Annotated in this window: 18 protein-coding genes and 1 pseudogene; 11 read left to right on the top strand and 8 right to left on the bottom strand. The window is 68.5% G+C overall.

The features are described from left to right. Positions 1 to 43: 43 nt before the first annotated feature. The gene (locus ACLHRZ_RS01790; protein WP_490416372.1) at positions 44 to 1,603 is read right to left on the bottom strand and encodes a hypothetical protein; all 1,560 of its coding nucleotides are present in this window, start codon (positions 1,601 to 1,603) and stop codon (positions 44 to 46) included. A gap of 3 nt (positions 1,604 to 1,606) precedes the next feature. After that, the gene (locus ACLHRZ_RS01795) at positions 1,607 to 4,420 is read right to left on the bottom strand and encodes a hypothetical protein (protein ID WP_490416373.1); all 2,814 of its coding nucleotides are present in this window, start codon (positions 4,418 to 4,420) and stop codon (positions 1,607 to 1,609) included. 304 nt (positions 4,421 to 4,724) lie between these two features. Between ACLHRZ_RS01795 and ACLHRZ_RS01800 the strand changes: the two genes are divergently transcribed. From ACLHRZ_RS01800 to ACLHRZ_RS01810, 3 genes are all read left to right on the top strand, one after another. Next, positions 4,725 to 5,192: a transposase gene (locus ACLHRZ_RS01800; RefSeq protein WP_490416374.1), complete on the top strand. Its 468-nt coding sequence runs from the start codon at positions 4,725 to 4,727 to the stop codon at positions 5,190 to 5,192. 124 nt (positions 5,193 to 5,316) lie between these two features. Beyond that, positions 5,317 to 5,544: a hypothetical protein gene (locus ACLHRZ_RS01805; protein WP_490416375.1), complete on the top strand. Its 228-nt coding sequence runs from the start codon at positions 5,317 to 5,319 to the stop codon at positions 5,542 to 5,544. Between the two features lie 919 nt (positions 5,545 to 6,463). After that, on the top strand, positions 6,464 to 9,997 hold the full coding sequence (locus tag ACLHRZ_RS01810; protein ID WP_490416376.1) for a hypothetical protein: 3,534 nt from the start codon (positions 6,464 to 6,466) through the stop codon (positions 9,995 to 9,997). Positions 9,998 to 10,442: 445 nt separating this feature from the next. Here the strand turns inward: ACLHRZ_RS01810 and ACLHRZ_RS01815 are convergent, their stop codons facing one another. The 4 genes and pseudogenes from ACLHRZ_RS01815 to ACLHRZ_RS01830 form a co-directional block, all read right to left on the bottom strand. Continuing rightward, positions 10,443 to 11,621, bottom strand: coding sequence for a methyltransferase domain-containing protein (locus ACLHRZ_RS01815; protein WP_490416377.1), 1,179 nt, complete (start codon positions 11,619 to 11,621; stop codon positions 10,443 to 10,445). A 320-nt stretch (positions 11,622 to 11,941) separates the two neighbouring features. After that, the gene (locus tag ACLHRZ_RS01820; RefSeq protein WP_490416378.1) at positions 11,942 to 12,682 is read right to left on the bottom strand and encodes a WbqC family protein; all 741 of its coding nucleotides are present in this window, start codon (positions 12,680 to 12,682) and stop codon (positions 11,942 to 11,944) included. A gap of 28 nt (positions 12,683 to 12,710) precedes the next feature. Continuing rightward, positions 12,711 to 13,382, bottom strand: coding sequence for a YdcF family protein (locus ACLHRZ_RS01825; protein ID WP_490416379.1), 672 nt, complete (start codon positions 13,380 to 13,382; stop codon positions 12,711 to 12,713). Positions 13,383 to 13,409: 27 nt separating this feature from the next. After that, positions 13,410 to 13,778, bottom strand: a pseudogene (locus ACLHRZ_RS01830) (hypothetical protein); the annotation flags it as partial. On the opposite strand from ACLHRZ_RS01830, the gene ACLHRZ_RS01835 reads away from it, so the two are divergent. Together ACLHRZ_RS01835 and ACLHRZ_RS01840 are read left to right on the top strand one after the other, a co-directional pair. Beyond that, positions 13,776 to 14,234, top strand: a complete 459-nt coding sequence (locus ACLHRZ_RS01835) for a hypothetical protein (protein WP_490416380.1) — start codon at positions 13,776 to 13,778, stop codon at positions 14,232 to 14,234. The pseudogene ACLHRZ_RS01830 and the gene ACLHRZ_RS01835 overlap by 3 nt on opposite strands. 264 nt (positions 14,235 to 14,498) lie before the next feature. Beyond that, positions 14,499 to 14,858, top strand: a complete 360-nt coding sequence (locus ACLHRZ_RS01840; protein WP_490416381.1) for a VOC family protein — start codon at positions 14,499 to 14,501, stop codon at positions 14,856 to 14,858. Between the two features lie 229 nt (positions 14,859 to 15,087). On the opposite strand, the gene ACLHRZ_RS01845 is transcribed toward ACLHRZ_RS01840, so the two are convergent. Further along, entirely contained in the window at positions 15,088 to 16,005 is a 918-nt protein-coding gene (locus ACLHRZ_RS01845; protein WP_490416382.1) for a VOC family protein, read from the bottom strand. A gap of 119 nt (positions 16,006 to 16,124) precedes the next feature. Here ACLHRZ_RS01845 and ACLHRZ_RS01850 point away from each other — a divergent pair, with 119 nt between their 5' ends. From ACLHRZ_RS01850 to ACLHRZ_RS01860, 3 genes are all read left to right on the top strand, one after another. Continuing rightward, positions 16,125 to 16,772 (top strand): TetR/AcrR family transcriptional regulator, encoded by a 648-nt coding sequence (locus ACLHRZ_RS01850; RefSeq protein ID WP_490416383.1) that lies wholly within the window; start codon positions 16,125 to 16,127, stop codon positions 16,770 to 16,772. A gap of 163 nt (positions 16,773 to 16,935) precedes the next feature. After that, complete coding sequence (locus ACLHRZ_RS01855; protein WP_490416384.1) at positions 16,936 to 17,865, top strand: ABC transporter ATP-binding protein; 930 nt, start codon at positions 16,936 to 16,938, stop codon at positions 17,863 to 17,865. Beyond that, on the top strand, positions 17,862 to 18,854 hold the full coding sequence (locus ACLHRZ_RS01860) for an ABC-2 membrane transporter-related protein (RefSeq protein WP_490416385.1): 993 nt from the start codon (positions 17,862 to 17,864) through the stop codon (positions 18,852 to 18,854). The genes ACLHRZ_RS01855 and ACLHRZ_RS01860 overlap by 4 nt, the downstream gene beginning before the upstream one ends. A gap of 89 nt (positions 18,855 to 18,943) precedes the next feature. Here the strand turns inward: ACLHRZ_RS01860 and ACLHRZ_RS01865 are convergent, their stop codons facing one another. Next, positions 18,944 to 19,681: an SDR family oxidoreductase gene (locus tag ACLHRZ_RS01865; protein WP_490416386.1), complete on the bottom strand. Its 738-nt coding sequence runs from the start codon at positions 19,679 to 19,681 to the stop codon at positions 18,944 to 18,946. Positions 19,682 to 19,836: 155 nt separating this feature from the next. Between ACLHRZ_RS01865 and ACLHRZ_RS01870 the strand changes: the two genes are divergently transcribed. From ACLHRZ_RS01870 to ACLHRZ_RS01880, 3 genes are read left to right on the top strand one after another with little or no spacing between them, the layout of a single operon-like run. Next, positions 19,837 to 20,439: a TetR/AcrR family transcriptional regulator gene (locus ACLHRZ_RS01870; protein WP_490416387.1), complete on the top strand. Its 603-nt coding sequence runs from the start codon at positions 19,837 to 19,839 to the stop codon at positions 20,437 to 20,439. Positions 20,440 to 20,499: 60 nt separating this feature from the next. Continuing rightward, positions 20,500 to 20,907, top strand: a complete 408-nt coding sequence (locus ACLHRZ_RS01875; RefSeq protein WP_490416388.1) for a YciI family protein — start codon at positions 20,500 to 20,502, stop codon at positions 20,905 to 20,907. Between the two features lie 8 nt (positions 20,908 to 20,915). After that, on the top strand, positions 20,916 to 22,094 hold the full coding sequence (locus tag ACLHRZ_RS01880) for an RNA polymerase sigma factor (protein ID WP_490416451.1): 1,179 nt from the start codon (positions 20,916 to 20,918) through the stop codon (positions 22,092 to 22,094). The last annotated feature ends 17 nt before the right edge of the window (positions 22,095 to 22,111 follow it).

Here is a 22,111-nt window from a genome sequence, read left to right on the forward strand (position 1 = left end):
TACCGAAGTCCCGCAGCTGGTCAGCGGTGGACTCCTTCCTCACTCAACGTTTGACGCCCTGGTTTTCTTCTTCTTGGGCTCGGTTGACATCTTCGGTCGTCCTGACGAGGTGTGCGGGGTTGCCGGTGAGGAAGCGAGTGATGAGGTAGGTCTTGGGGTCGATGGTGATGTAGCGGGCGGGGCGTTCGATGATCTGGACGCTGTGGTCGAGGAGGATGACGACCTTGTTGATGTAGTGGCTGTCCGGCCAGGCCCAGAATCGTTGACCGAACAGAGCGGGCAGGTCGAAATTCGACTTCGGCCCGTTGGACACCACGAGCGTGGAAGCCTGTCTGCCCTTGTCCGCGACGGCGCTCCGAAGGGCTTTCTCGGAACTGCGTCCTTCGACTTGGTAGAGCTCCGTGAGTTCGTTGTTCCAGACCGTGTCGGGGTACTTGACGCCCACGGTCTGGGGCATGGTCGCGTTGGGGCTGGCGGCCATGTTCCGCAACAGCTCCTCGTAGTCCCGGGGGTGCATCTCGGGAATGGCCACGACCGGCTTTCCGGTCAGTTGGCTCAGCTTTTCCATCATGGCCTGCTCATGTGGTTTGAGGGCGACCTTGGCAGGACGAAGGAGCACGTGGACCCCTTCGAGTTCCTTCCCCAGACGCTTCTCGATGATCTGCAGCCACTGGGCGAGACGTGAGGCGTAGTCGATGCGGGACATGATGAAGTTGACGCTTTTGGCCTGATCGGGGGTGAGCGGCCCGGTGACGCGGATGATGCGGAGGAACTTGTCGAACGTTTCCTTGGGGAGCGAGCGCAGGCCGATCACCATGTCGGCCGTGAAGCGGTCGAGTTGCGCGGCGGTGGACTTCGGGATGAGTCTCGCCAGGTTGACACGGAAGTTCCGAACGGCGATTCCAGCCCTCGGTGCCTCTTTGACCAGTGCTCCCAACGCATACGGGATGACGAGGGCGACGGCGGTCAGCACACGTTCGAGTGTGCCCAGTTTGCGGTTGCCCAGCAGTTGGGAGCCGGAGGCGGCCTCGTACGCCAGCACGGCTTCACCGGCCACGGGGAACATGGTCACCACGAAGTCATCGAATTCGGCGACCAGTTCGCCGGCCTTGGCGAGGCCCGATTCGGGCAGGGGGAGCTCGCCCTCGATGATCTGCAGCGGTTCGTAGGCCAGGTAGAGGTACTGGATCCACACCAGCGGCCATCCGCCGAGCAGTGACCTGACCCGGCCCGAGCCGGGAGGGGATGCCTCCAGGATCTGCCGGGTCTCCTCGTCCAGGCGTTTGGTGGCGTCGGACGCGGCGTTCATGGTCGCGCGGACCGCGAACTCCAGCCTGCCGGGCCACCGAACTGTGGAGTAGCGGTTGTGCCATTCCGTGAACAGGCGCCGGACCTCAGCGGCTATCGCGTGTGCCGCCTCCATGTCCTCGCGCGCCACCGTACGGGACTCCCTCTCCCGTAGTTTGCCGGTGTCGTGCTCCTGGTCGAGCTGTGCCTGCTGTGCCGAGTCGATGCCGCGGGCGAGCATCACCGCGTGCTTGAAGGCGGTGAGTGTCTCGGCGACCAGTCCCCAGCGGACGTCCGTCCCGGGCTGGACCGCCATGGCTCAGGCCCCGCTACCGAGGTCGGAGCCGATCTCGATGTCGGTGCCCGAGGAGGGGGTGTACTCGTGCCACTCGGCGATCAGCGCGCCCTTGGTGCCGGGCTGCAGCACGGCGAACGGGGTCACCGAGCCGTCGTGTGCCCGCTCCAGGCGGCCGACCGTGAGGTGGAAGGGGTCGGGGATCGCGGTGATGGTCTGGGTTTCCTGGACCACTCTGCCGTCGGCGGGGTCGACCTTGTCGGCGGAGTCGATGACGATCTGGGCGCCGACCAGGAAGTCCTGGGACGATTCGACCCTGATGTTCACCGGGCTGGAGGTCTTGGCCAGGACGGCGCCGGAGGTCGTGTAGACGGCCTCTTCGAGACGGACCGCGCTGCGGGCCGGGTTGGCGGGCGGGATGCCCGGGTAGTTGCGGTCGTCGTACGCCGCGATCTCCCTGGCGATGCTGAGGTACTGGGAATTCGGGGTCGTCGGCGGGGTCTTGAAGCCTCCCTCGGCGAAGTTCACCCAGTCCTCTTCCCAGCCCTTGCGGACCGTCAGGACGACGCGCGCGCTGCCGGAGCGCAGGAACGCCTGCCGGTTGGCGTCGGGGTGCCTGAGCCGGCGGATGAAGTTCCAGCTCTGCGGCACGTCCCAGAAGTACGAGTACAGGAACGTGACGACGTTTTCCCACTCGATGGCCTGGTTGATGAAGCGGACGACGTCCTCGTGTTCGCGTACGGTGGCCCATGCTGTGGCGTCCAGGCCGAGGGTGTTCTCGTCGAAGCCGATCCCGTGGTCCAGATCGACCTTGGCCTTGATGAACGCGTCGACGACCGGCTGGGGCATGACCGCGAAGTCCGGGCCGAGGAGGAAGCGCAGTACGCCTTTCATGATCTCTTCGCTCTCCTCGCGGCGGAGGGTGAGCGTGTCGACCTGTTGGATCTGCTCCTGCAACGCTGCGGCTTTGGCGGCAATATCCTGCTGGCGCTCGTAGTGCTGGCTCTGCGCTGCGTCGCGCAGGAGGTTCCAGACATCGGACTGCCACTGGTCCCGGATACGGTTGCTCCTCGCGGACTTGGCCGGGTCCGGGTCGGGCTGGGTGGGAATCTCCTCGATCTCGGAGGCGACTCTGATTGTGGTGTTGCGGTTGTTCACCATCTCGAACGAGATGGAGACCTTGCCGGTCGCGTGCAGCATGAAGTTGCCGTATGCGCCGGAGGTCAGTTCCATCGGCCCGTACTCGCCCTGGTCCTGGTCCTTGATGTAGAGCGGTGTGCCCAGCACCTTGAAACTGAACTTGTTCTCGCTGCCCGTCTTGCTCGTGGTGGCGAACCACAGGTTCAGCGTCTTGATGCGGTATCCGGCGGGCACTTCCAGTGGGTCCGGGGTGAAGATGTGCCACCCTTCTTCCTGCGAGGGGGCACTCACGCTGAACTGCGGAGCCGAGGGCGGCAGCGGCAGATCCGGCACCACGGCCCCGTACTGCTCGGCCAGCACCCGGTAGTGCGGCTGCGTCTCGTTCGGCCAGATCGCATCGGTGATCTCCGAGTGCGGCAGGCTGAACTGGAACGGGCCCAGCTGGCCCTTGAGATCGGCGAGTTCCTTGTGCATCCGGCGCAGCGCGGCCCCCGGCTCCGGGATCACCAGGTCGTAGGTCATCCGCAGTCCGTACCGGTACAGCCGCACCTGCCACTTGCGCATCAGGCTGAAGTAGTCGATCCGCATCGCCTGGCTCGTACTCGGGTTCTTCAGCTTCCGGGTCGAGGTCTCCTCGGTACCCGAGACGGTGGTCGTGGAGATGGTGATCTTGTGTTCCTGCTTCGCCCGCGCCGAAGCCTTCCTGGTCAGTCCGCTCGCGTGCTTGGTGCTGTCGGAGGCAGACTGCGACGTGGAGTCCTGCGAGGTGAAACCCGACTGGGCCGAACCATTGATCACCGGGATTCCACCGGTGACCGTCGCCGTGACATTGAACTGGTTGGAGTGCTGAGCCTGCGATGCCGTCGACTGGGTCAACTCGGTATTGTCGGTCACCCCGGTCTCGCTGACCGTCTCCAGCGAGTCGGTCACAATCGACGTGAACTCCTTGCTCTGCACCGACCATTCCTTGTGACTGACCGCCGTCTCCTCCAACGGCGCCAGCGGAATGGTGGCGACGAGCTCACCCCGCTCCAACCCGGCCGGCGCCATCTCCAGACGCTCCAGATTCAGCATCCCCAGTGGAGTCGCCCGCATATTGGCCGCCAGCGCCCTGACCGCCACGACAGCATTCCGCACATCCTGCTGCGCCCACCCCTGCACGCCCGCCGACGGCGCCTCGGCTGCCGCACCGTCGGCAGCGAGACTTTCGACCCGCCGTTGCCTCAGCTCGATCAACGCATCCCCGAACGCCTTCAGCGCAGCAACGGGAATGCCGGCGAATGCACCTGGCGGCGGGAGAAGCGAAGGCGGCGCCGACCGCTCGAACTCCGCGAGCAGATCGATCAGCTCATCCGAAACCCCGTCGGGCGCCCCGCCCGAGAGCTCAGCCACCGGGGCTCTGGAGCCCGTCCGCTCAGCGCCGTCGGCGGTGGCGTCGCGGAGGAGATCGCGCACGATGTGCGTCTCGCCTGGCCGCAGTTGGAGTTGCCGGACGTACGCAGCCTTGATCATCGCCTGCCCTGTTGAGGGCTGGGGGAGTTGCAGCTGCACCAGAGTGGCCTTGGAGATCTCCCGGGCGGACCCGGTCAGCACTCGGGGTGTGCCCGGCAGCGTCTCATCGCCCGAGGCCTTGGCACCCCTCTGCCGCACATCTCCCAGGGTGCCATGTGCGGCGTTCGATACCTCAAGCTCGGTCATGCCTGCCTCCGTGCGGCCCTCGTGACGATCTGCACCCATTGAGCCTGACGCAACCCAGATGGAAGCTCAGCGTAATCGCGTGAGGCTTTACAGTAGTCGCCGATCGCCCCGATCGCGCAGCACTTGACCACGGCGCCGCGCCCCAATCACTCACCGCTCAGGGGCCGGTGGCGGGCTCCTCGGGCTCTGGACCAGGGGGTCTCAGTGGGCGTTCTGCGAGTTTCAGCGGTCCTGGTAGTGCTTGAAGGTGGGTTGTCCGGTTCGGGGGCTTCACCGTTGGCCGGGAACGCGGTGCTCTGTGGGGGTGGGAGGACGTGAGCCGTACCCGAGCAACCTGTCGGACGAGGCCTGGGAGCTGGTCCGGCCGGTGATCGCTGCGTGGAAGGGGAAGCATCCCTCGGTCAGCGGGCACCAGGGCCAGTACGCGATGCGGGAGATCGTCAACGCGCTGCTGTACCAGGCCCGGACCGGCTGCCAGTGGCGTTACCTGCCCCACGAACTGCCGCCCACGAGCGCGGTGTACTGCTACTTCGGTCTGTGGCGTGATGACGGGACCGTCGAGACCATCCACGAGCTTCTGCGCTGCCTGGCCCGGGAGATGCACCGACGACGCGAGGATCCCACCGCTGTCGTGCTGGACTCGCAGACGGTGCGGGCCTCGGTGAACGCGTCGAAGGAGACGACCGGGCTGGAGCCGGGCAAGAGCCCGGGGCGGAAAAGAGGCATCGCCACAGATGTCCTCGGCCTGGCCATCGCACCGCGCCGGCGGTGACGAGGGCGTGGGTGGACGCCGGGTTCAAGGAGACCGTCGTGGAGCACGGCGCCCGCCTCGGCATCCATGTGGAGATCGGCGCGATCCGGGGACGAAAGGGTTCACCCCCGAGCCGAAGCGGTGGGTGGTCGAGCAGCCTCTCGGCACCCTCATGCTGCGCAGGCGTCTCTCGCGTGACTACGAGAGCAGCTCGACGAAGCACCTCCTGGACAAGATCGAGGCCCGGCAACAGCTGGTACGCGAGATGGCCGGGCACCTGCGTGAGCAGATCGCACTCCTCACCGAGCCCGAACCCGGCCTGCTCACCCCCGCCCAGCCCGCACCGGCCACCCCGGCCCCCAACTCAACCTGAAGGCCGCCGAAATATCACCGAACACCCACTAAGTGCCAAGCTCAGGAACGGGGCTGATGACGGACAATGGTTCTTCTCCTCAGCAGCAAACGCGCGTCTTCGGACGGAGCGGGGTGCCACTCCCCCACCGTCGGGAGGGGCGGCGCAGCCCCGGCCAGGGGCGGGCGAGGGACTCAGCCCCAAGTGACGCGCCGACCGCTGTCCCTCGCGTAGCGGGCCAGCACCTGCAACTCCCGCAGGCACGCCCCGGTGCAGCCCTGGGCGCGGCCGCAGTCGGCGAACCGACCGTCGATGACCGGCGGGCGCCCGGCGCCCTCGGGGTCGTGCGGCTCCAGACAAGCATCAATTGAGCAATGAACAACTATTATTTTGCTAATATTTGGCCACGTGCCGCGCGAAACGGTTGCATCTAAAGATCGAGTGAGATACAGGGGCCGGCCTGCGTGGTCAGACCAACGCGTTGGCACCCCGGGGCATCCAGGGGCGCCCCGACTCTCCTCGTACCGCGACTACACGTCTCGCAGCCTCGCCCCAAGAAACGCTTCGCCATCCCCACTGGCGCCGCTCACCGCTTTGCCCCGTCCACGGGTGGCGCGGGCGGCGCCGGCGGACTGGCCTGCCCACACCGAGAAAGAAGATGAGCCCAGTTTTCAAGAGATCGATACGAGTGGCGCTGGCCGGCACGCTGGCCACGGCCACCGTGGTGGGCATGGCTGCGCCAGCGGCGCTGGCCGCACCGCAGCCCGCAGGTCTGGACCTCCTCCAGGCAGCCGCAGCAGCACATTCAGTGCCTGCCGCAGGACCCGTCGACCGTAGCAAGGCACTCGCGAGTGAACCCGTGCGGGTCACCATGCCTGACGGGAAACAGGCCACCGGATACCGTATCCCGATCCCGGGCTCGGAGACACAGTCGGGGATTGTGGCCCTGACGGACCGGTACGCCGCCCGCGCCAACAAGGGCACGCTGTCTGTCGAGCGGGGCGGGGCGGAATGGGCGAAGGCCGAGGCGTTCGTCCAGCGAGTCGAGGCGATCGTTGCGGATCTCGCCAGCAAGCCCGGGGGCATGAAGTTCCTGGAGGACATCAGCCGCATGCAGCCGCTTGATGTGGCGGTGGGCAGTGCGCAGCCGGCAACCGGACTGGCCGATGTCAACGTGGTGTTCCACCGGGAGCTGTCCGACGACCCAGAGCAGTGGCCCGAGGATCTGAAGAACCGGTGGAAGGACGCGAAGAAGGACGACGACTGGCGCAGGGAGCAGGGTGAGCTCAAGGAAGGGGAACCCGGGGATGCCGACTTGATGCGCAGCGAGCTGTCCGGTGCCGAGCCGATGGCGATGGCCTACGACCGTGAGGTGCGTGCCCGCAACGGCATCGGTTCCCAGGGCATGGTCTCCATGTCCGAGGTGGAGTCGGTGTATTTCGGCTACCTGTCGGACGGGACGCGGGTCGCGATCAAGGAGTCGCAGCTGGTCGGGCACGAGCTGGTGCACACCGCGCACTTCCTGCAGGGGGCGCTGCTCGATGAGAAGGTCCCGGTGGTGGTGAAGTTCAAGGCTGCCGACGGCTCGGAGAAGACTGCGGTGGTCATGATTCCGGCCGAGGAAGTCGGGACGATGGGCGGGGATGACGCCCGGAGGTACCTCTCCCATGTGGAAGGGGCGGAGCTCGAGCAGGCGCACTTCAAGCAGTCGATGGAGGCTGTTCAGAAGGAGCTGCGAGGCTCTCACCCGGAAGCCGTCCAGGAGACTTTGGCGCGTGTGCAGCTGGCCCGCGTCGAGACGTACCCCGTCACCGAGAGCACCCTGGCGGCCGAGCGCGGCTGGTCCGTGCGAGACCACTACGCGAACCCCCCGGAGCTTGCGAAGGAATTGGGTATCACCGTGGAGAAGCTGGGCGGTGATTTCGTCAAGGTGTCCCCCGGGGAGAAGGTCACCGACGCTGATCTGCGGGATCCCGACCGTCTGCAGAAGCGGCTGGAGGGCGCCGGGAAGACCAAGGGCGTCGTTGCACAGGTCTGCTCACGGCTCTTGAAGTTCGGCCGCCCGGCGGTGTGCCGCCCGGACGGCGATCTGAAGGAGGTCTCGGCGGAGACGAAGAAGCGGATCGGCGAGGTCGAGGAGTTCTTGAAGGAGCACCCGGACGCGCAGGTGAAGCTCCCGTCGGCCGATGACTCCGCGGCTCGGAACACGCGGGAGAAGGCGCGTGCGGCGGCGGTCGCGGAGGCGGAGACACTGCCGGGCTGGGCGCGGGAGCAGGCCAAGAAGCTGTGTGCCAAGTCCGGACAGGCGTCGTGTCTGAAGGGGGTGGACTGGAAGGAGGTGCGTGAGCAGGCGCGGGCCAAGGCCGAGCGGGGGACGGAGCTGAAGCTGGCCGGGCTGGAGAACGTCGGGGAGGCCCGGCTGGTGAAGGATCTCGACGCGGTGTTGAAAGACCCGTCGGCGTTCTACGTGCCCTACGACAAGACGCGTGCCAAGCTCGGTGGCGAACTCTTCAACTGGGACAACGTCGCCAAGGCCGGCGGCGCAGTGGTGTGGGGGGCCGGGGTCGCGGCAGCGTTCGCGGGTGAGTCGACCGATCTGGACAAGGCCGCCGCCATCAACGCGCTGGTCCCCGTGGTGGGCAGCCTGCTGCAGGTGGGGGTGGATGTCCAGGACAAGGACTTCGCCGGGGCCGGTCTCGATGGCTTCGCTCTGCTGATGGAGGGCCTGGAGCTGGCAGGTGTGGAGTCGGCCGCCGCCGGGCCGGCGTTCGCGGTGGCGATGGTCTACCACCTGGCGAAGATCATGAGTGATATCGGCGAGCAGCTGGACAAGACCGTGGAGACTGTGCCGGAGGTGCGGGACAAGGCGTGGCATGACGCGTTGCTGAAGTACCTGCAGGATCCGAAGGAGGGGTGGCTGGCGAAGGGGGGCGGAACCGAGGCGGTCGCGGCCGGGATCGGACTGGTGCAGGCGGCGGAGATGCAGCGTGCCGCGGTCAAGGGCCTGGCCCACGTCGCGAGCACCGCGACCGGCTCGGGCACGGTGCAGACCGCCGAGACCGGCAGCAAGAAGTGGTCTGCTCCTGAACAGTTCGCTGAAGCCGATGCCAAGGTCGATGCCCTGACCGGCAAGCTCCCCGCGCAGATGCGTACTTCCCTGGCCACGTCGCTGGCCAAGGGCATGAACGCCGCATGGGAGCACGAGAGCGGGAAGAAGTTCAACCAGCAGTTCATCGACAAGGTCAACAACGCCGACTGGTGCCCCAGCCCCGACCCTGGCGGCCTCTGCGCGGAGCGGGTAGATCGCCTTCAGCGGGAGGCTCTCGCCAAGCTGGAGAAGGCTCCGCCCGGCGTGACAGCGGCCGAGGTCGAGGACATCCTCAAGAGTCTGGGCATGGGCGGCCCCGCGCTGCCGCAGAAGGACACCGCGCTCGCCAGCCTGCTCGCCGCGGAAGGGGCCTCAGGCCAGGTGGACGCAGTCCTGCCCGTACCCGGTACGGACCACCAGTACTGGGTGTTCTCCGGCGAGCAGTACGTACGCATCAGCGTGGACATCGACGCCGACGGCAAAAAGCTCTCCGCGACCCTCACCGGAAAGGGCAAGCCCACGTCGATCAAGGGCAATTGGAAGTCGCTGGAGGCGCTGCTGGACGCGTCGAAGACCGGCAGGATCGATGCGTCCATGCCCGTCCCCGGCAGGGACGGGCAGATCTATTTCTTCTCCGGCGACCAGTACACCCGCATCCACATCGACGACGACCTCAAGGACACCGCAGTGGGCGGGTTCGAGAAGCCGCGGAGCCTGCCGGACAAGTGGTCCGCCCTGAAGGACCTGTTCGCCAAGTCCGGAGTCACACGGGTAGACGCCGTGCAGGCCGTTCCCGGCGACGACAACCCCGGCGAGTACCTGGTGTTCTCCGGTTCCTGGTTCACCACGATCCACCTCGACGGCGACCTCAACGACTCTCAGGTGGTGCCACCCCGGCGGATCTCTGACGGATGGCCGAAGCTCTTCGCCGAAACTGGACAGAACCAGCTCCAGGGCCTCATCCCGGGCCCCGGTGCCGGCCTGGACTCCTACGTGTTCACCAATGGCGGCTACGTCAAGGTCGACGGCCTCCGACGGCTTAGGCTGCCGACTCCGAGCGCCACGGCCAACGCCGCGTGGGACGGCAAGAAAGCCGGCATCTACTGGAGCAACGGCAAGGACGTGCCCGAGGAGACGAAACTGGTGGCCCGGGAGCGAGGCGGCCACCAGGATTTCCGCTACCCGGCGCGAGACGGCAAGAACGAGAACTGGACCGCGCCCATCGTGGACGTCATTGACGCCATTGCGGAAGGGTCTAAGCAGACGGTAATTGACGTCCACTACGAGTACACGCACCCCGACGGCACCGTGGAGAAGTCCCCCAGCGCGACGGTCACATTCGAGTGCTGGTACATGGTGTGCAAGGGCATCCCTCAACACCAGTAGGCGCCGGGCACGCATGCTGATGACGAGCGGCCCCACCCTCGCACACCCAGCCGCTCGTGCGAACATGCGGGAACGGTAAACCAGGTCCCGTCCGATCCCATGGATCGGACGGGACCTTTTCTTTGCTGCCGGGCTTGCTCGACCAAGTTTCCTCCCTGCGTTGGAGGCCTTGCGGACCAAGCGACAGGGACCAGGACGTCCGCGCTGCCGCCCGGACCGTCTGCCGACGACAGGGCGTACTCCAGCCGCGCCTGCTGGGAACCGTGGAACCCTAACCGAGACTGCCGACCACCTTCCAGAACTACCTGGTACAGCACGGAATCCCGCGGTCGAAGTCCTGGCGAACCCTCGGCACCTGACCTTCACCGCCAAGATCACGGACAGAGTTAAGCTGAGCGACGACCGCACAGCGCGCTCATGGGGGCATCGCCTTCGGCGAGGCCCTTCAGGGCTGATCGCGGGCCGTCGCGGGGGTCGTGCCGACGATGTTGTCCTCACGGTCCAGCCACGCGTGCTGTCCGGCGGGTGTGATCGTCAGGCCGTACCTGCTCATCTCCGGTTGTCCCTGCCTACGCCACTCTTCGGCTGCGGCAGTGGCTTCGTTGAACAGGTCGCGGGGGCCCCACTGGGAGGCGTTCTCCTCGTCGACGTATGCCCACGAGTCGTCGCTGGACAGCCACTGCCCTTCGCCACGTCGTCCGTGGTGGACGCTGGGCAGCATCAGGCCGACGGCGAACTGTGCGGCGGGGTCTTCGAGGAACGAGGTGTCGGAGCGGAGGGGCTTCGTGCGCCTGGCTTCCCACGCTTCGTCAGTGAACAGGGCTTCGAAGCGGGCGGGGGTGCGCTGTCCACGGACTCGCATGAACTGGAGCGGCAGGCTGAACGGGCCGGTCGCGGTGCCATTCTGGACGGTCAAGCAGACCATGCCGGTAGGGCAGAACGCTGTCTCGAACGGGGACACGATCAGACCGCCGTTCGCGGTCTGTTCCACCCACGGGTAGGGGATGGTGAGGACCGAGGCGGTGGACAGGATCCGGTCGTACGGCACGTTGTCCGCGTGGCCGAGTTCGCCGTCGCCGGTGACGACGGTGACCGTCCCGTATCCGCCGCCGTCGAGGGCTGTGCGCGCGCCGGCGGCGAGGGCGGGGTCGATCTCGATCGTGGTGACGTTCCGGGGCCCGACGAGTTCCGCCATGAGCGCGGCGTTGTATCCGGTGGCTGCGCCGATCTCCATGATCTCGACATGGCGGCGGGCCTGAGGGTCGGCGGGGAGGCTGATGGCGGTGAGCATTTGCGCGACGGTGCTGGGCATCGATGCCGAGGAGGTGGGGGTTGCCCAGTAGCTGTCGAGCCGGTCCGGGCCTCCGTCGTCGAGCTGGGTGACGACGGCCTCGTCCCCGTAGGCGGCCTGGAACCAGCGGTCCGGGTTCTTGGTCCGTTCCAGCAGGGCGTAGCCGCCTTCGGCGTTGTCGTCGTCGAGCCATACCCGGTCGGGAAGGAACTCGTGCCGGCGGACCTTTGCGAACGCGGCTCGAAGCCACGGCTCGGTGAGGACGCCTTGCCCGGCCAGCAGGTCGGCGAGGTGGTGTGGGCCGTTGCTGGACAGCTTCTGGGCTTCACTCACTTCGTGTCGCTCCCGCCGCCTCCATGCTTCGGGCCCTTCGCAGGTCCGCTCCGGTCCGGCTGGGGCTTGTTGCCGATCGACGGGCCGCCGGGCTTCCCGTGTGCCGGGGGCTTGCCGTCGTCCTTACCGCCTCGTGCCATCGGGCTCCTCCTCATCGAGGACATGGAATGGGTGACGGGCCTGACAGTAGTGCTGAACTGGGCATTTGCAGGCGGTGTTTGCTCGCGATGACCGGGAGACGGGGGCGCACCCGCACCAGCATTACGCCCACAGCGGGTCAGCCCCGGTCCGCCGGTTCAGCCGGGGTTTCCGCGTTGCCGTCACCGTGCCGATTCAGCCAGGCCAGAAATGTTCACCGGGGCGTGCCATTCCCTTGCGTGCCTGCCGGTGGTGTGCAGGGTGCTGGCCAAGCGCTGGGGGCCAGTGCGCATCAGGGCCCGGATGCTGCTGATGTCGCGGGCGGCCTCCCAGACGCCAGCCGCGGGCGTGGTGAACGGGATGACGGCGATACCGCTGGTGGTGAAGGGAGCCGTGTCGAGGTAGCGCATGCCGCCTGTTCCGCAGAGATATGTGCGGGCTCCGACGGTGGTGGTGAGGTCGGCGAGTCGTTGCGAGCGCCCCGACCGGGCCGGGAGGCTGCTGCTGTGGAGCAGGCGGCCCTGCCAGCCGAGGTGGTCCAGCAGGGCGCGGGTGGATGCCTCGGCGACGGCCGCGGTCCGGTCGCTGGTGGTGAAGGCGTCGAGGACCGGGACTATGGCCTGCTGGAACGCCGGCCAGAAGGGGCTGGTCCTGTAGTGCTGCTGGAGCGCGCGGGCGGTCCGTTCCCGGGACCGGTCGGGTTCGGCCATCACTGCGTCGCGGACCGGGGTGCGGCGGCCGAGGGGCAGGTGCGTGGGGATCGAGAGCCATCGGCGGTCGGCGGGGTCGTCCAGGCATGCAAGGCGGGTGCGGTGCTGGTAGTCGCGGCGGGTGAACTGGACGTCGTCCAGCACGATCCAGCAGTCCGCCGCGAGCAGCTTGGCCAGCGTCGAGAGCCGGGGGAAGAAGTTGGGCTGGTGCACAACACACACCCCGGCCGGCGACGAGTCGTCAGTTGCTGAGGAGTCGGCTGTCGAAGCCGTCGTCGAGGAGAGATCGGTAGGCGGCATGCACGTCCTCCGGGACGTCCTGCTCGATGGCGAAGCCGAGCTTCGGATACTCGATCACCCGCTGCAGATCACCCACGAGCTGATCGACGACAAGCTTCTCGTCGCCGATCGTCTTCAGGTAGTCGTGGAACTCCAGTGGCGCCGAGGCACAGATCACCTCCGCCTCGGGCCAGACCTTGCGGGCAGTGGCGAACGCGCGTCGCTCCATATAGGGCATGGAGACCAGCAGCACGGTCCTCACCGCGATCCCGGCGGCGGCCAGGACGTCGCGGGAGAATGTGATGTTCTGGCCGGTGTTCCGGGCCTGGGGCTCCAGCAGAACCGCCTCGTCCGGAACGCCGAGGGCGAGCGCATGCTCGCGGAAGTGCACGGCCTCGCCGCGGGGGAAGCGGCCCGGGTGGGTCGGGTTGGGCCCGCCGGAGAAGACGAGGGCGGGGAAGAGCCCGGCCCGGTACAGCTCGGCGCAGAAGGCAGGGACGCCCAAGTCGTGGCTGCCCAGGCCGATCGCGGCGTCCGCCGGCCGCAGCTGGTGGCCCATCTGGTGGTAGTCCCAGATCAGCCTGGCCCGCTGGCGCTGGTCGTCAGTGATGCCCCGCTGGATGTCCGTCGTCACTGGCGTCTCTCTCCCTGGTCACCGCCGTCAGGGGCTCGATGCCCCCGCGGTCTTCCGGATGCTCTCGATGCTGGCCAGCTGGTGGCTCATGCCGTACTGGGCAGCCAGCTTCGCAGCTGCATCGAGGGCCGAAAGGCCATCATCGCGGGTGGCAGGGTCGGACAGCAGAATGTGTCCGTGAGCGGTGTCCAGGCGCACACGCTGCATCGGTGAGTCGGTGGCGCCGCTGCTGCGGGCAATGCCGATGAAGTGCAGGGCTTTGTTCAGGTCGCCGGTACCCCGGTGGGCGAGGGCAAGTTTCTGGTGGGCGACGGACCAGTCGTCCGGCTCGCCGAGCTCTTCGAAGTCGCGGGTCGCGGCGAACATGACGCGGGCCGCGTAGTCGTGCTCGCCTTGGCCGCTGCCGACGGCTGGTACGCCCTGATCACCACGCTCCCGCCCGAACGGGCCACCGCCGCCCAAGTCCTGCTCCACTACAAGGGACAGGGCGAAGTCGAGCGGCGCTACGCGGACTTCAAGGGCCCGCTCGCGGTCACACCGATCTTCGTCCAGCACAACCGCCGCGCTGCCGCCCTCGTCCAGGTGATCTGCCTGGCCCTGCTCGTCTTCTGTCTGATCGAGCGGCAGGTCAGACGCGCCCTCGGCCCCGGGCAGACCATGACCGGTCTCTACCCGGACAACCGCCGGGCCCGCCCCACCGGCCGGATGATCCTCTACCACCTCGCCGAACTCACCCTGCGCATCGGCCACGTCACCGACCCACCCACCATCCAGATCACCCGAGGCATCCAACTCCACCTCCTCGACCTGCTCGACGTCGACATCAGACGAACCCGCTGGCCACAAACCTGATCAAGCGACCTGCGAAACACGGAGCTAGACGCTGCGCCCTGACCTGATCGGCATTCCTGACCTGATCACCCTGGCCTACCTTGCCGCCGAGCACCGGATTCTGCCCCCGGCCGAGGTCCGCCACCTCTACCGTCATCACATCAACCAGCTCGGCACGCAGTGGAGCGGCACCAGTCTGAAGACGGTCCTCGTGGCGTTCGCCCAGGCCACCGGCCTGCGCTCCCTGCACGGCGCCGATGCGTGAACCCGGAGAAGCCGCCTGTGATGTTCCGCAACATCCGCACCGTCATGATGTTCGTCAACGAGCCCGAGAAAGCCGCCCGCTGGTGGGCGGACATCTTCAACGCCGACGACGTCCATGTCGACGTTGACGGCGACAACGTCTACGCCTGGTTCATGGTGGCCGGCATCGAGTACGGCTTCCATCCGGCCTCCCCCAAGCGCAACCCGCAGGGGGGAAGTCCCGTCGTGTACTGGGCGGTCGACGACCTCACCGCCGCCCGCCAGCGCCTGCTGGACGCCGGATGCGTCCACCACCGCGGCCCTCTCGACGTCGAAGAGGGACGGCGGATCTGCCAGCTCACCGACCCCTTCGGCACCATCTTCGGGCTCGAAGGCTCCTGAACCCTCACAAGAGGGGAGCCTCCATGCGCCACTGGCCGCTGTCCCACCTCACGCTCACAACCCCCGATCTCGTCCTGCGCCTGCCCGACGACCGCGAACTCGACGCACTCGCCCAGGTCGCCGCCGAAGGCGTTCACGCGCCTCGTAAGCCAGACGGCGCTCACCTGCATTTAGCGGGACAGTCTTCAGGGCGCGTCGGGAGAATGTATACCGATCCGTCGGACACGCCCTAGTGGGGCCGATCGGTGCGAGTGCGGGTGATGAGAGCCGGAGGCAAGTCGCGTGCGGCCTCGGTGCGGTGGTGGCCCCAGATGCTGATGCGGTCGTAGCTGCGGGGCTCCCACAGGCGGTCGTCGACGGAGATGCCGCCCCAGCCGTACTCGATCTGGAAGCCGGCTGGGGTGTGCAGGTAGAAGGAGGTCATCAGGTCGTTGACGTGGCGGCCGAGGGTGAGGGCGATGGGCACGTCGTGCTGCTCGCACAGGTCCAGGGCGGTGCCGACGTCGTCGAGGGAGGTGACCTCCAGCATCAGGTGCTGCAGCCCGACCGTGCCGGGCACTTCGCCGACGGCGAGGGTGTGGTGGCGTCCGTTGACGTGGTAGAAGCGCAGGCCGGGGTGGCCGTCTGCGGTGATGCGGTCGGAGAGTCTGAAGCCGAGTACGCCGGTGAAGAAGGCGTCGGCCTGCGCCAGGTCGGGGAGCAGCAGGACGATGTGCCCCATGCCCTGGTCCGCGGTCTTGAAGCCGCTCAGGGCCCGGCCCGGCCGGAAGGCGGCGGGCGCGTAGTGCCGTCCCCAGGCCAGTTCGTGACGCAGGCCGAAGGGGTCGGTGAACCACAGCAGGTTCTCCGCGGCCCGTTCGGCGGCCAACTGCGGTGTGGCGGCATTTGTTTCGATGCCCGCTTCGGCGAGCCGACCGGCTATGGAGAGGGCTGCCGCTTCATCGGTGACGGTCCATCCGATGTAGGCGATGTCGTTCCGATCGCCCGGGTGCAGGGCGAGCCGCCAGGCGGCGTCGTCCATGCGGAGCAGGACGGTGCCGTCGGGGCGCCGGGGGGCGAGTTCCATGCCCAGGATGTCGGTGCCGAGTGCGGCCCACTGCTCGTAGGTGGGGGTGTTGATGCCGAGGTAGGCGAGGGATTGGAGCACGGTGACCTGCCGATCCGGTGTGGTCGCTGAGTCTTCGTCTTCTCGAACAGTCAATCTAGAATGGTGAATCTAGAATTGGGCATGACGGTAGCGTCGGCGGCATGTGGTAGCAAGAGCGCATGGCAAAGACAGCCGGAAGCCGGCACCGCCGCAGTGCGGAGTCGCAGCGCCGCATCCTTGAGGCAACCCTGGAACTCGCCTCCGAACTGGGCTACGAGGGCACCACGATCGCCCAGGTCAGCAAGCGCTCCGGGCTGCCGTCGGGCTCGGTCTACTGGCACTTCGAGAACAAGGACAAGCTCTTCGCCGCACTCATCGAGCACAGCTTCGAGCAATGGGCGCAGCAGACCGGCTGGACCACGGACGCAGGGCCGCCGCAGCGGAGCGGCCTGGCCGGCGTGGTCCGCGACCGCTTCGCCGCAGGGGATTTCAGCCACGGCTTCTGGCGTCTGGGCCTGTTGCTCTCCCTGGAGCGCAGGATGGCGGACTCGGCGGCCCGGCAGCGGTTCCTGGAGGTACGGCGCCGGATGCTGAACCTGCTGACGCAATGGTGGTCTTCGGTCCTGGCGGACGAGACCGGCCGGGACAACGCGGCGCTGGCCCGCCGCCTGGCGCAGTTCACCCTCGCCTTCTCCGACGGGACCTTCATCGCTGCTTCGGCCGGCGACGAATGGGACTTCGACGCCCTCTCCGACATGCTCTCGGACGCCCTGCGCCACTTGGCGGCAGAGGACGCGCCACTGCCAAATCCTCGACGAGAACGGTGAGTTTCGATTCGCCGGTTCGCGAGTTCACGAACAGCAGCAATCAACTTCCCGCAGCACGGCGGTCACCATTGGTTGGCGTCCCTCTGGCTCTTTGCCGACGGCTGCGCGGCGAGCCCCCCGCCTAGCGTCGGTGCGCAACATCCACGTACCAGAGAAACTGACGATGACGCCAACCACGACAGGCTTCACGGATCCCCGATCCGGTCCCGCCGCCCTGTACGTCGACGGGCTCGGCCGCCGTTACCGGCGCGGCTGGGCCCTCCAGAACTGCTCCTTCCGTATACCCGCGGGCACGGTGTGTGCGCTCGTGGGCCCGAACGGCGCGGGCAAGAGCACGTTGCTCTCCCTCGCCGCGGATCTGCTCGCCCCCAGCTCCGGCACGATCCGCGTGTTCGGCAAGGCCCCCGGGTCCCGGGCGGCGCGTCGGTCCACGGCGCTGCTCAGCCAGGACAAGCCGCTGTACCGCGGTCTGAAGGTCGGTGAGATCCTGCGCATGGGCCGGGAGATGAACCCCGGCTGGGACCAGGCCGTCGCCGAACGGGTGGTCGCCAAGGGCTCGATCCCGCTCGATGCGCGGACCGGTTCCCTCTCCGGCGGCCAGCGCACCCGCGTCGCTCTCGCCCTCGCCCTGGGCAAGCGGCCCCGGCTGCTGCTCCTGGACGAGCCGATGGCCGATCTGGACCCGCTGGTCCGGCACGAGATGACGACCACGCTCCTGACGGAGGCGGCCGAGAACGGCACCACCGTCGTCCTCTCGTCGCACATGGTTTCCGAGCTGGAGGGCGCCTGCGACTTCGTCGTCGTGGTCGGCGCGGGCTCGGTCCGGCTGGCCGGCGGCATCGAGGAACTCCTCGCCGCCCACAGGATCGTGACGGACCCGGCCGGCAGCCCCGGCTCCATGCCGTACGGCTGCCACGCCGTCGGGGCCGTCCCCGGCATGTCGGCCACCGTGCTGCGGGTGGACGACCACGGCACGGCGCACGGCTCCCGTCCCACCCTGGAGCAGCTGTTGATGACCTACCTCGCCGCCCCCGCCACCACCGCCTTGGTCACCGACGCGGCCCGCGCGGGCCGGAACGAGGTGCCGGCATGACCGGTCTCCTGAACCGCTTCGGACCGCGCGGCGTGACCTGGCTGGTCTGGCGCCAGCACCGGGTGGCGTTCTGGGTGTTCCTGGGCGGGGTCCTCGCCCTGGGCGGCTACGCGATGCTCATGCGCGCCGGTGCCCTCGATGCCCTCGCCGGTGGCCACTTCGAAGGGTGTGCCCGGGCCGTTGCCGAGCAGCCGGCCCACTGCACACAGGGCGTGCCCGCGTTCCAGACAGACCATCAGCACCCGCTGCGCCGGCTGCTCCAGGCGCTGGCCGGACTCCCGCTGCTGGTCGGGCTCTTCCTCGGCGCACCGCTCTTCGCCCACGAACTGGAATCGGGCACCTACCGCACCGCCCTGTCCCAATCGGTCACCCGCACCCGCTGGTTCACGGCGAAGCTGGCCGTCCCGGCCGTCATGACCGTGGTCCTCTGCGGTCTGCTGACGGCGGCCGTCACGGCCTGGTGGCATCCGGTGGCCCACGTCCTGGGCCCCATGTTCCCCTGGTACGGCTGGATGCCGTACGACGCGCTGGGGCCTGCGGCGGTGGGCCGGTCGCTGCTGCTGTTCATGGTGGGTGCCGTGCTCAGCCTGGTGTTGCGGCGCACGGTGGCCGCCATGGGGGCGACGCTCGTGGTCGGTGCGGGCCTGCTCTACCTCCTTGACCGGATACGCGGCTCGCTCTGGCCGGCGGTCACGGCCAGCGGGCGGGATCCCGCATCCTCGGTGGCGCCGGACGGTGCCTGGGTGCTGGGCGAGGGCCCGCTGTCGGCGAGCGGGGCGCGGATGGCGGAGGTTCCCGCGTGCTCCAACGCCGAGGCCGGCGAGGCGGCGCAGTGCCTGGCCCGGCACGGGATCGGCGGCCGCTGGGCCGAGTACCACCCGCAGTCCCACCTGTGGCCGCTGCAGTGGGTGGAAGCCGGTGTCTGCCTGGCGCTGGCGGGCGCTCTGACCGCGTTCGTCTTCTGGTGGGCCCGCAAGCGGCTGACCTGACCGTTCCGTTGGCCCCTCCCCCACGACGCGGCGGTCGCCGTCCGGGCCTGAGCCTCGGACGGCGACCGCTGCGGCCCGGGGCACTGCGGTCAGGTTTGTGCGGTGGGGCGGACGACGAGCTCGCTGACGTCGACGCCGTCGGGCTGTGCGATGGCGTAGGCGATAGCGGACGCGACGGCGCTGGGCGGCATGGCGATCTCGTCGCGTTGCCGCGTCATCGCGGCCGCGGCCGCGGGGCTGGCTCCCTTGCCGACGCCTTCGGTGTGGGTGAAGCCGGGCGAGACGAGGGTGACGCGCAGGTCGGGTCCCGCTTCCTGCCGCAGGCCCTCGGTGAGCACCTTCACCGCCGTCTTGGTGGCCGCGTAGACGGCCTGGGGGGTCTTGACGACGTAGGCCGCGGTGGAGCCGACGTTGACGAACTGGCCGGAGTGCTGTCTGCGGAAGACGGGCAGGGCTGCCCCGATGCCGTTGAGCAGGCCGGTGATGTGGGTGGCGACCATGGCGTCCCAGTCGTCCTGGCGCAGGTCGTCGAACGGTGAGACGGCCATGGTGCCCGCGTTGGAGACGAGGACGTCGAGCCGGCCGTACTGTTCCACGGCCGTGTCCGTCAGGCGCTGGAGGTCTTCCCGGCGCGTGACGTCGACGACGACTCCGGTGGCCGTGCCGCCCTGGGCCGTGATGGCGTCCACGACAGCGTTCAGCCGGTCCTCGCGCCGGGCTCCGAGCACGAGCCGGGCGCCCTTCTCGGCGAGGTGGGTCGCTGTCGCCTCGCCGATGCCGCTGCTGGCGCCCGTGATCGCGACGATCTTTCCCTGGATACCCGACACGGCCGGCTTCCTTTCGCGGAGTGTGCGGTGGAGTGTGCGCAGGTCAGAGCCTTGACCTACAGTGAAAGCGGAGACGTCCCCGCTTAATCCCAAGCTAAGTGGAGGCGCCTCCGGTTGGCAAGTCCGGACGCTACGAGAAGAGATGGCGAGCACCGATGACCGACGGAACGCCGCGGCCGCTGCGGGCCGACGCGCGGCGCAACAGGGAGAAGATCCTCAAGGCCGCCGTGCACGTGTTCACGACGCAGGGGCTGGACGCTCACCTGGAGCGCATCGCCAAGGAGGCGGGCGTGGGCAGCGGGACCCTGTACCGCAACTTCCCCACCCGGGAGGCGCTGATCGAGGCGGTCTACCGCAACGAGGTGGCCCACCTGTGCGACGCCGTTCCGGCGCTGCTCGCGCAGAACCCGCCGGAGGAGGCCCTGCGCGCATGGACACGCCTCTTCCTGGACTACGTCACCGCCAAATACGGCATGATCGACGCCCTGCGCGCCATCGCCGCGACGGGAGGCAACCCCTACGGCCACAGCCGGGAGCTGATCCAGGCCGCCATCACCACACTCATGGACGCCTGCGCGGTCGCCGGGGTGATCCGTACCGATATCCGGCCGACCGACATCGGCGCCGCTCTGGAGGGCATCGCCCTCACCTCGGCGGGTGCCGAACACCGGAAGCAGGCGGAGCGTCTGCTCGACCTCACTCTGGACGGCCTCACGATCCGCCAAAAAAAATCGGACGGCGATGTCGAGAACCGGTGACCGGCTCCGTCCCTGCAGTGAACGCGACCACAATGGGTCGCACGAGCGAGGAGAAACACGATGGCCAAGTACCTGTTGCTCAAGCACTACCGCGGCGCCCCGGCTCCGGTGAACAACGTGCCGATGGACCAGTGGACGCCGGAGGAGATCTCGGCGCACGTGCAGTTCATGAACGACTTCGCGGCCCGGCTCGAGAAGAACGGCGAGTTCGTCGACGGTCAGGCGCTCGCCCCCGAGGGAGCGTGGGTCCGCTACGACGGTGAGGGACGCCCGCCGGTCACCGACGGCCCGTTCGCCGAGACCAAGGACCTCATCGCCGGCTGGATGGTGATCGACGTCGACAGCTACGAGCGCGCCGTCGAGCTGGCCGGGGAACTGTCAGCCGCCCCCGGAGCGGGCGGCAACCCGATCCACGAGTGGCTCGAGGTGCGCCCGTTCCTGGCCTGCCCGCCCACCATCACGGAGTGATCCCGTCGATGGACGAGGCCCTGCTGCGCAACCTCACGCCGAGCGTGCTCGCCGTCCTCGTCCGCCGCGGAGCCGACTTCGCGGCGGCCGAGGACGCCGTGCAGGACGCGCTGCTCGAAGCGGTCCGCGTGTGGCCCGCCGACTGGCCGCGGGACCCGAAGGGCTGGCTGGTCACCGTGGCCTGGCGCAAGTTCCTCGACGCGGTGCGGGCGGACACCGCCCGCCGGCGGCGTGAGAACCTCGTCGAAGAGGAGCCGGCGCCCGGTCCCGCACCCGCGGTGGACGACACGCTCCAGCTCTACTTCCTGTGCGCCCACCCGTCGTTGACGCCGTCGTCCGCCGTCGCGCTCACGCTGCGCGCCGTCGGCGGGCTGACCACCCGCCAGATCGCCCAGGCCTACCTGGTACCCGAGGCGACCATGGCGCAGCGCATCAGCCGGGCCAAGCGCACGATCTCCGGGGTTGGGGTATCCCCTGCTCGAGCGAAGCCGAGAGCTTGGGGAAGGTTGGACCGGCCCGGCGACGTCGCCACCGTGCTGCGTGTCCTCTACCTGGTCTTCAACGAGGGCTATTCCGGCGACGTCGACCTCGCCGCCGAGGCCATCCGGCTCACCCGGCAGCTCGCGGCCCATGTCGACCACCCCGAGGCGGCGGGGCTGCTCGCCCTCATGCTGCTCCACCACGCCCGGCGCGCCGCCCGGACCGCGCCCGACGGCAGCCTGGTGCCGCTCGCCGAGCAGGACCGCGGCCGGTGGGAGACCGAGTTGATCGCCGAGGGCGTCGCGATCCTGCAGAAGGCCCTGGCCCGCGACCGGTTGGGCGAGTTCCAGGCCCAGGCGGCCATCGCGGCCCTGCACGCCGACGCGCCCACCGCCGAGGAGACCGACTGGGTGCAGATCGTCGAGTGGTACGACGAGCTCACGCGCCTGACCGACAACCCCGTCGTCCGGCTCAACCGCGCAGTGGCCGTCGGCGAGGCCGACGGACCGCGCGCCGGTCTGGCGGAACTCGCCGCGCTGGACGCCTCGCTCCCCCGCCACGCCGCGGTGGCGGCGTACCTCCACGAGCGCGACGGCGACCTGGCGACGGCGGCGCGGCTGTACGCCGAGGCGGCCCGCAAGGCGCCCAACCTCGCCGAGCGCGACCACCTGACCCGCCAGGCCGCCCGGCTCAACGCCCGCCGATGACGCGGGTGAGGAGGGGC

It is taken from the genome of Streptomyces sp. AM25, from assembly GCF_058146165.1.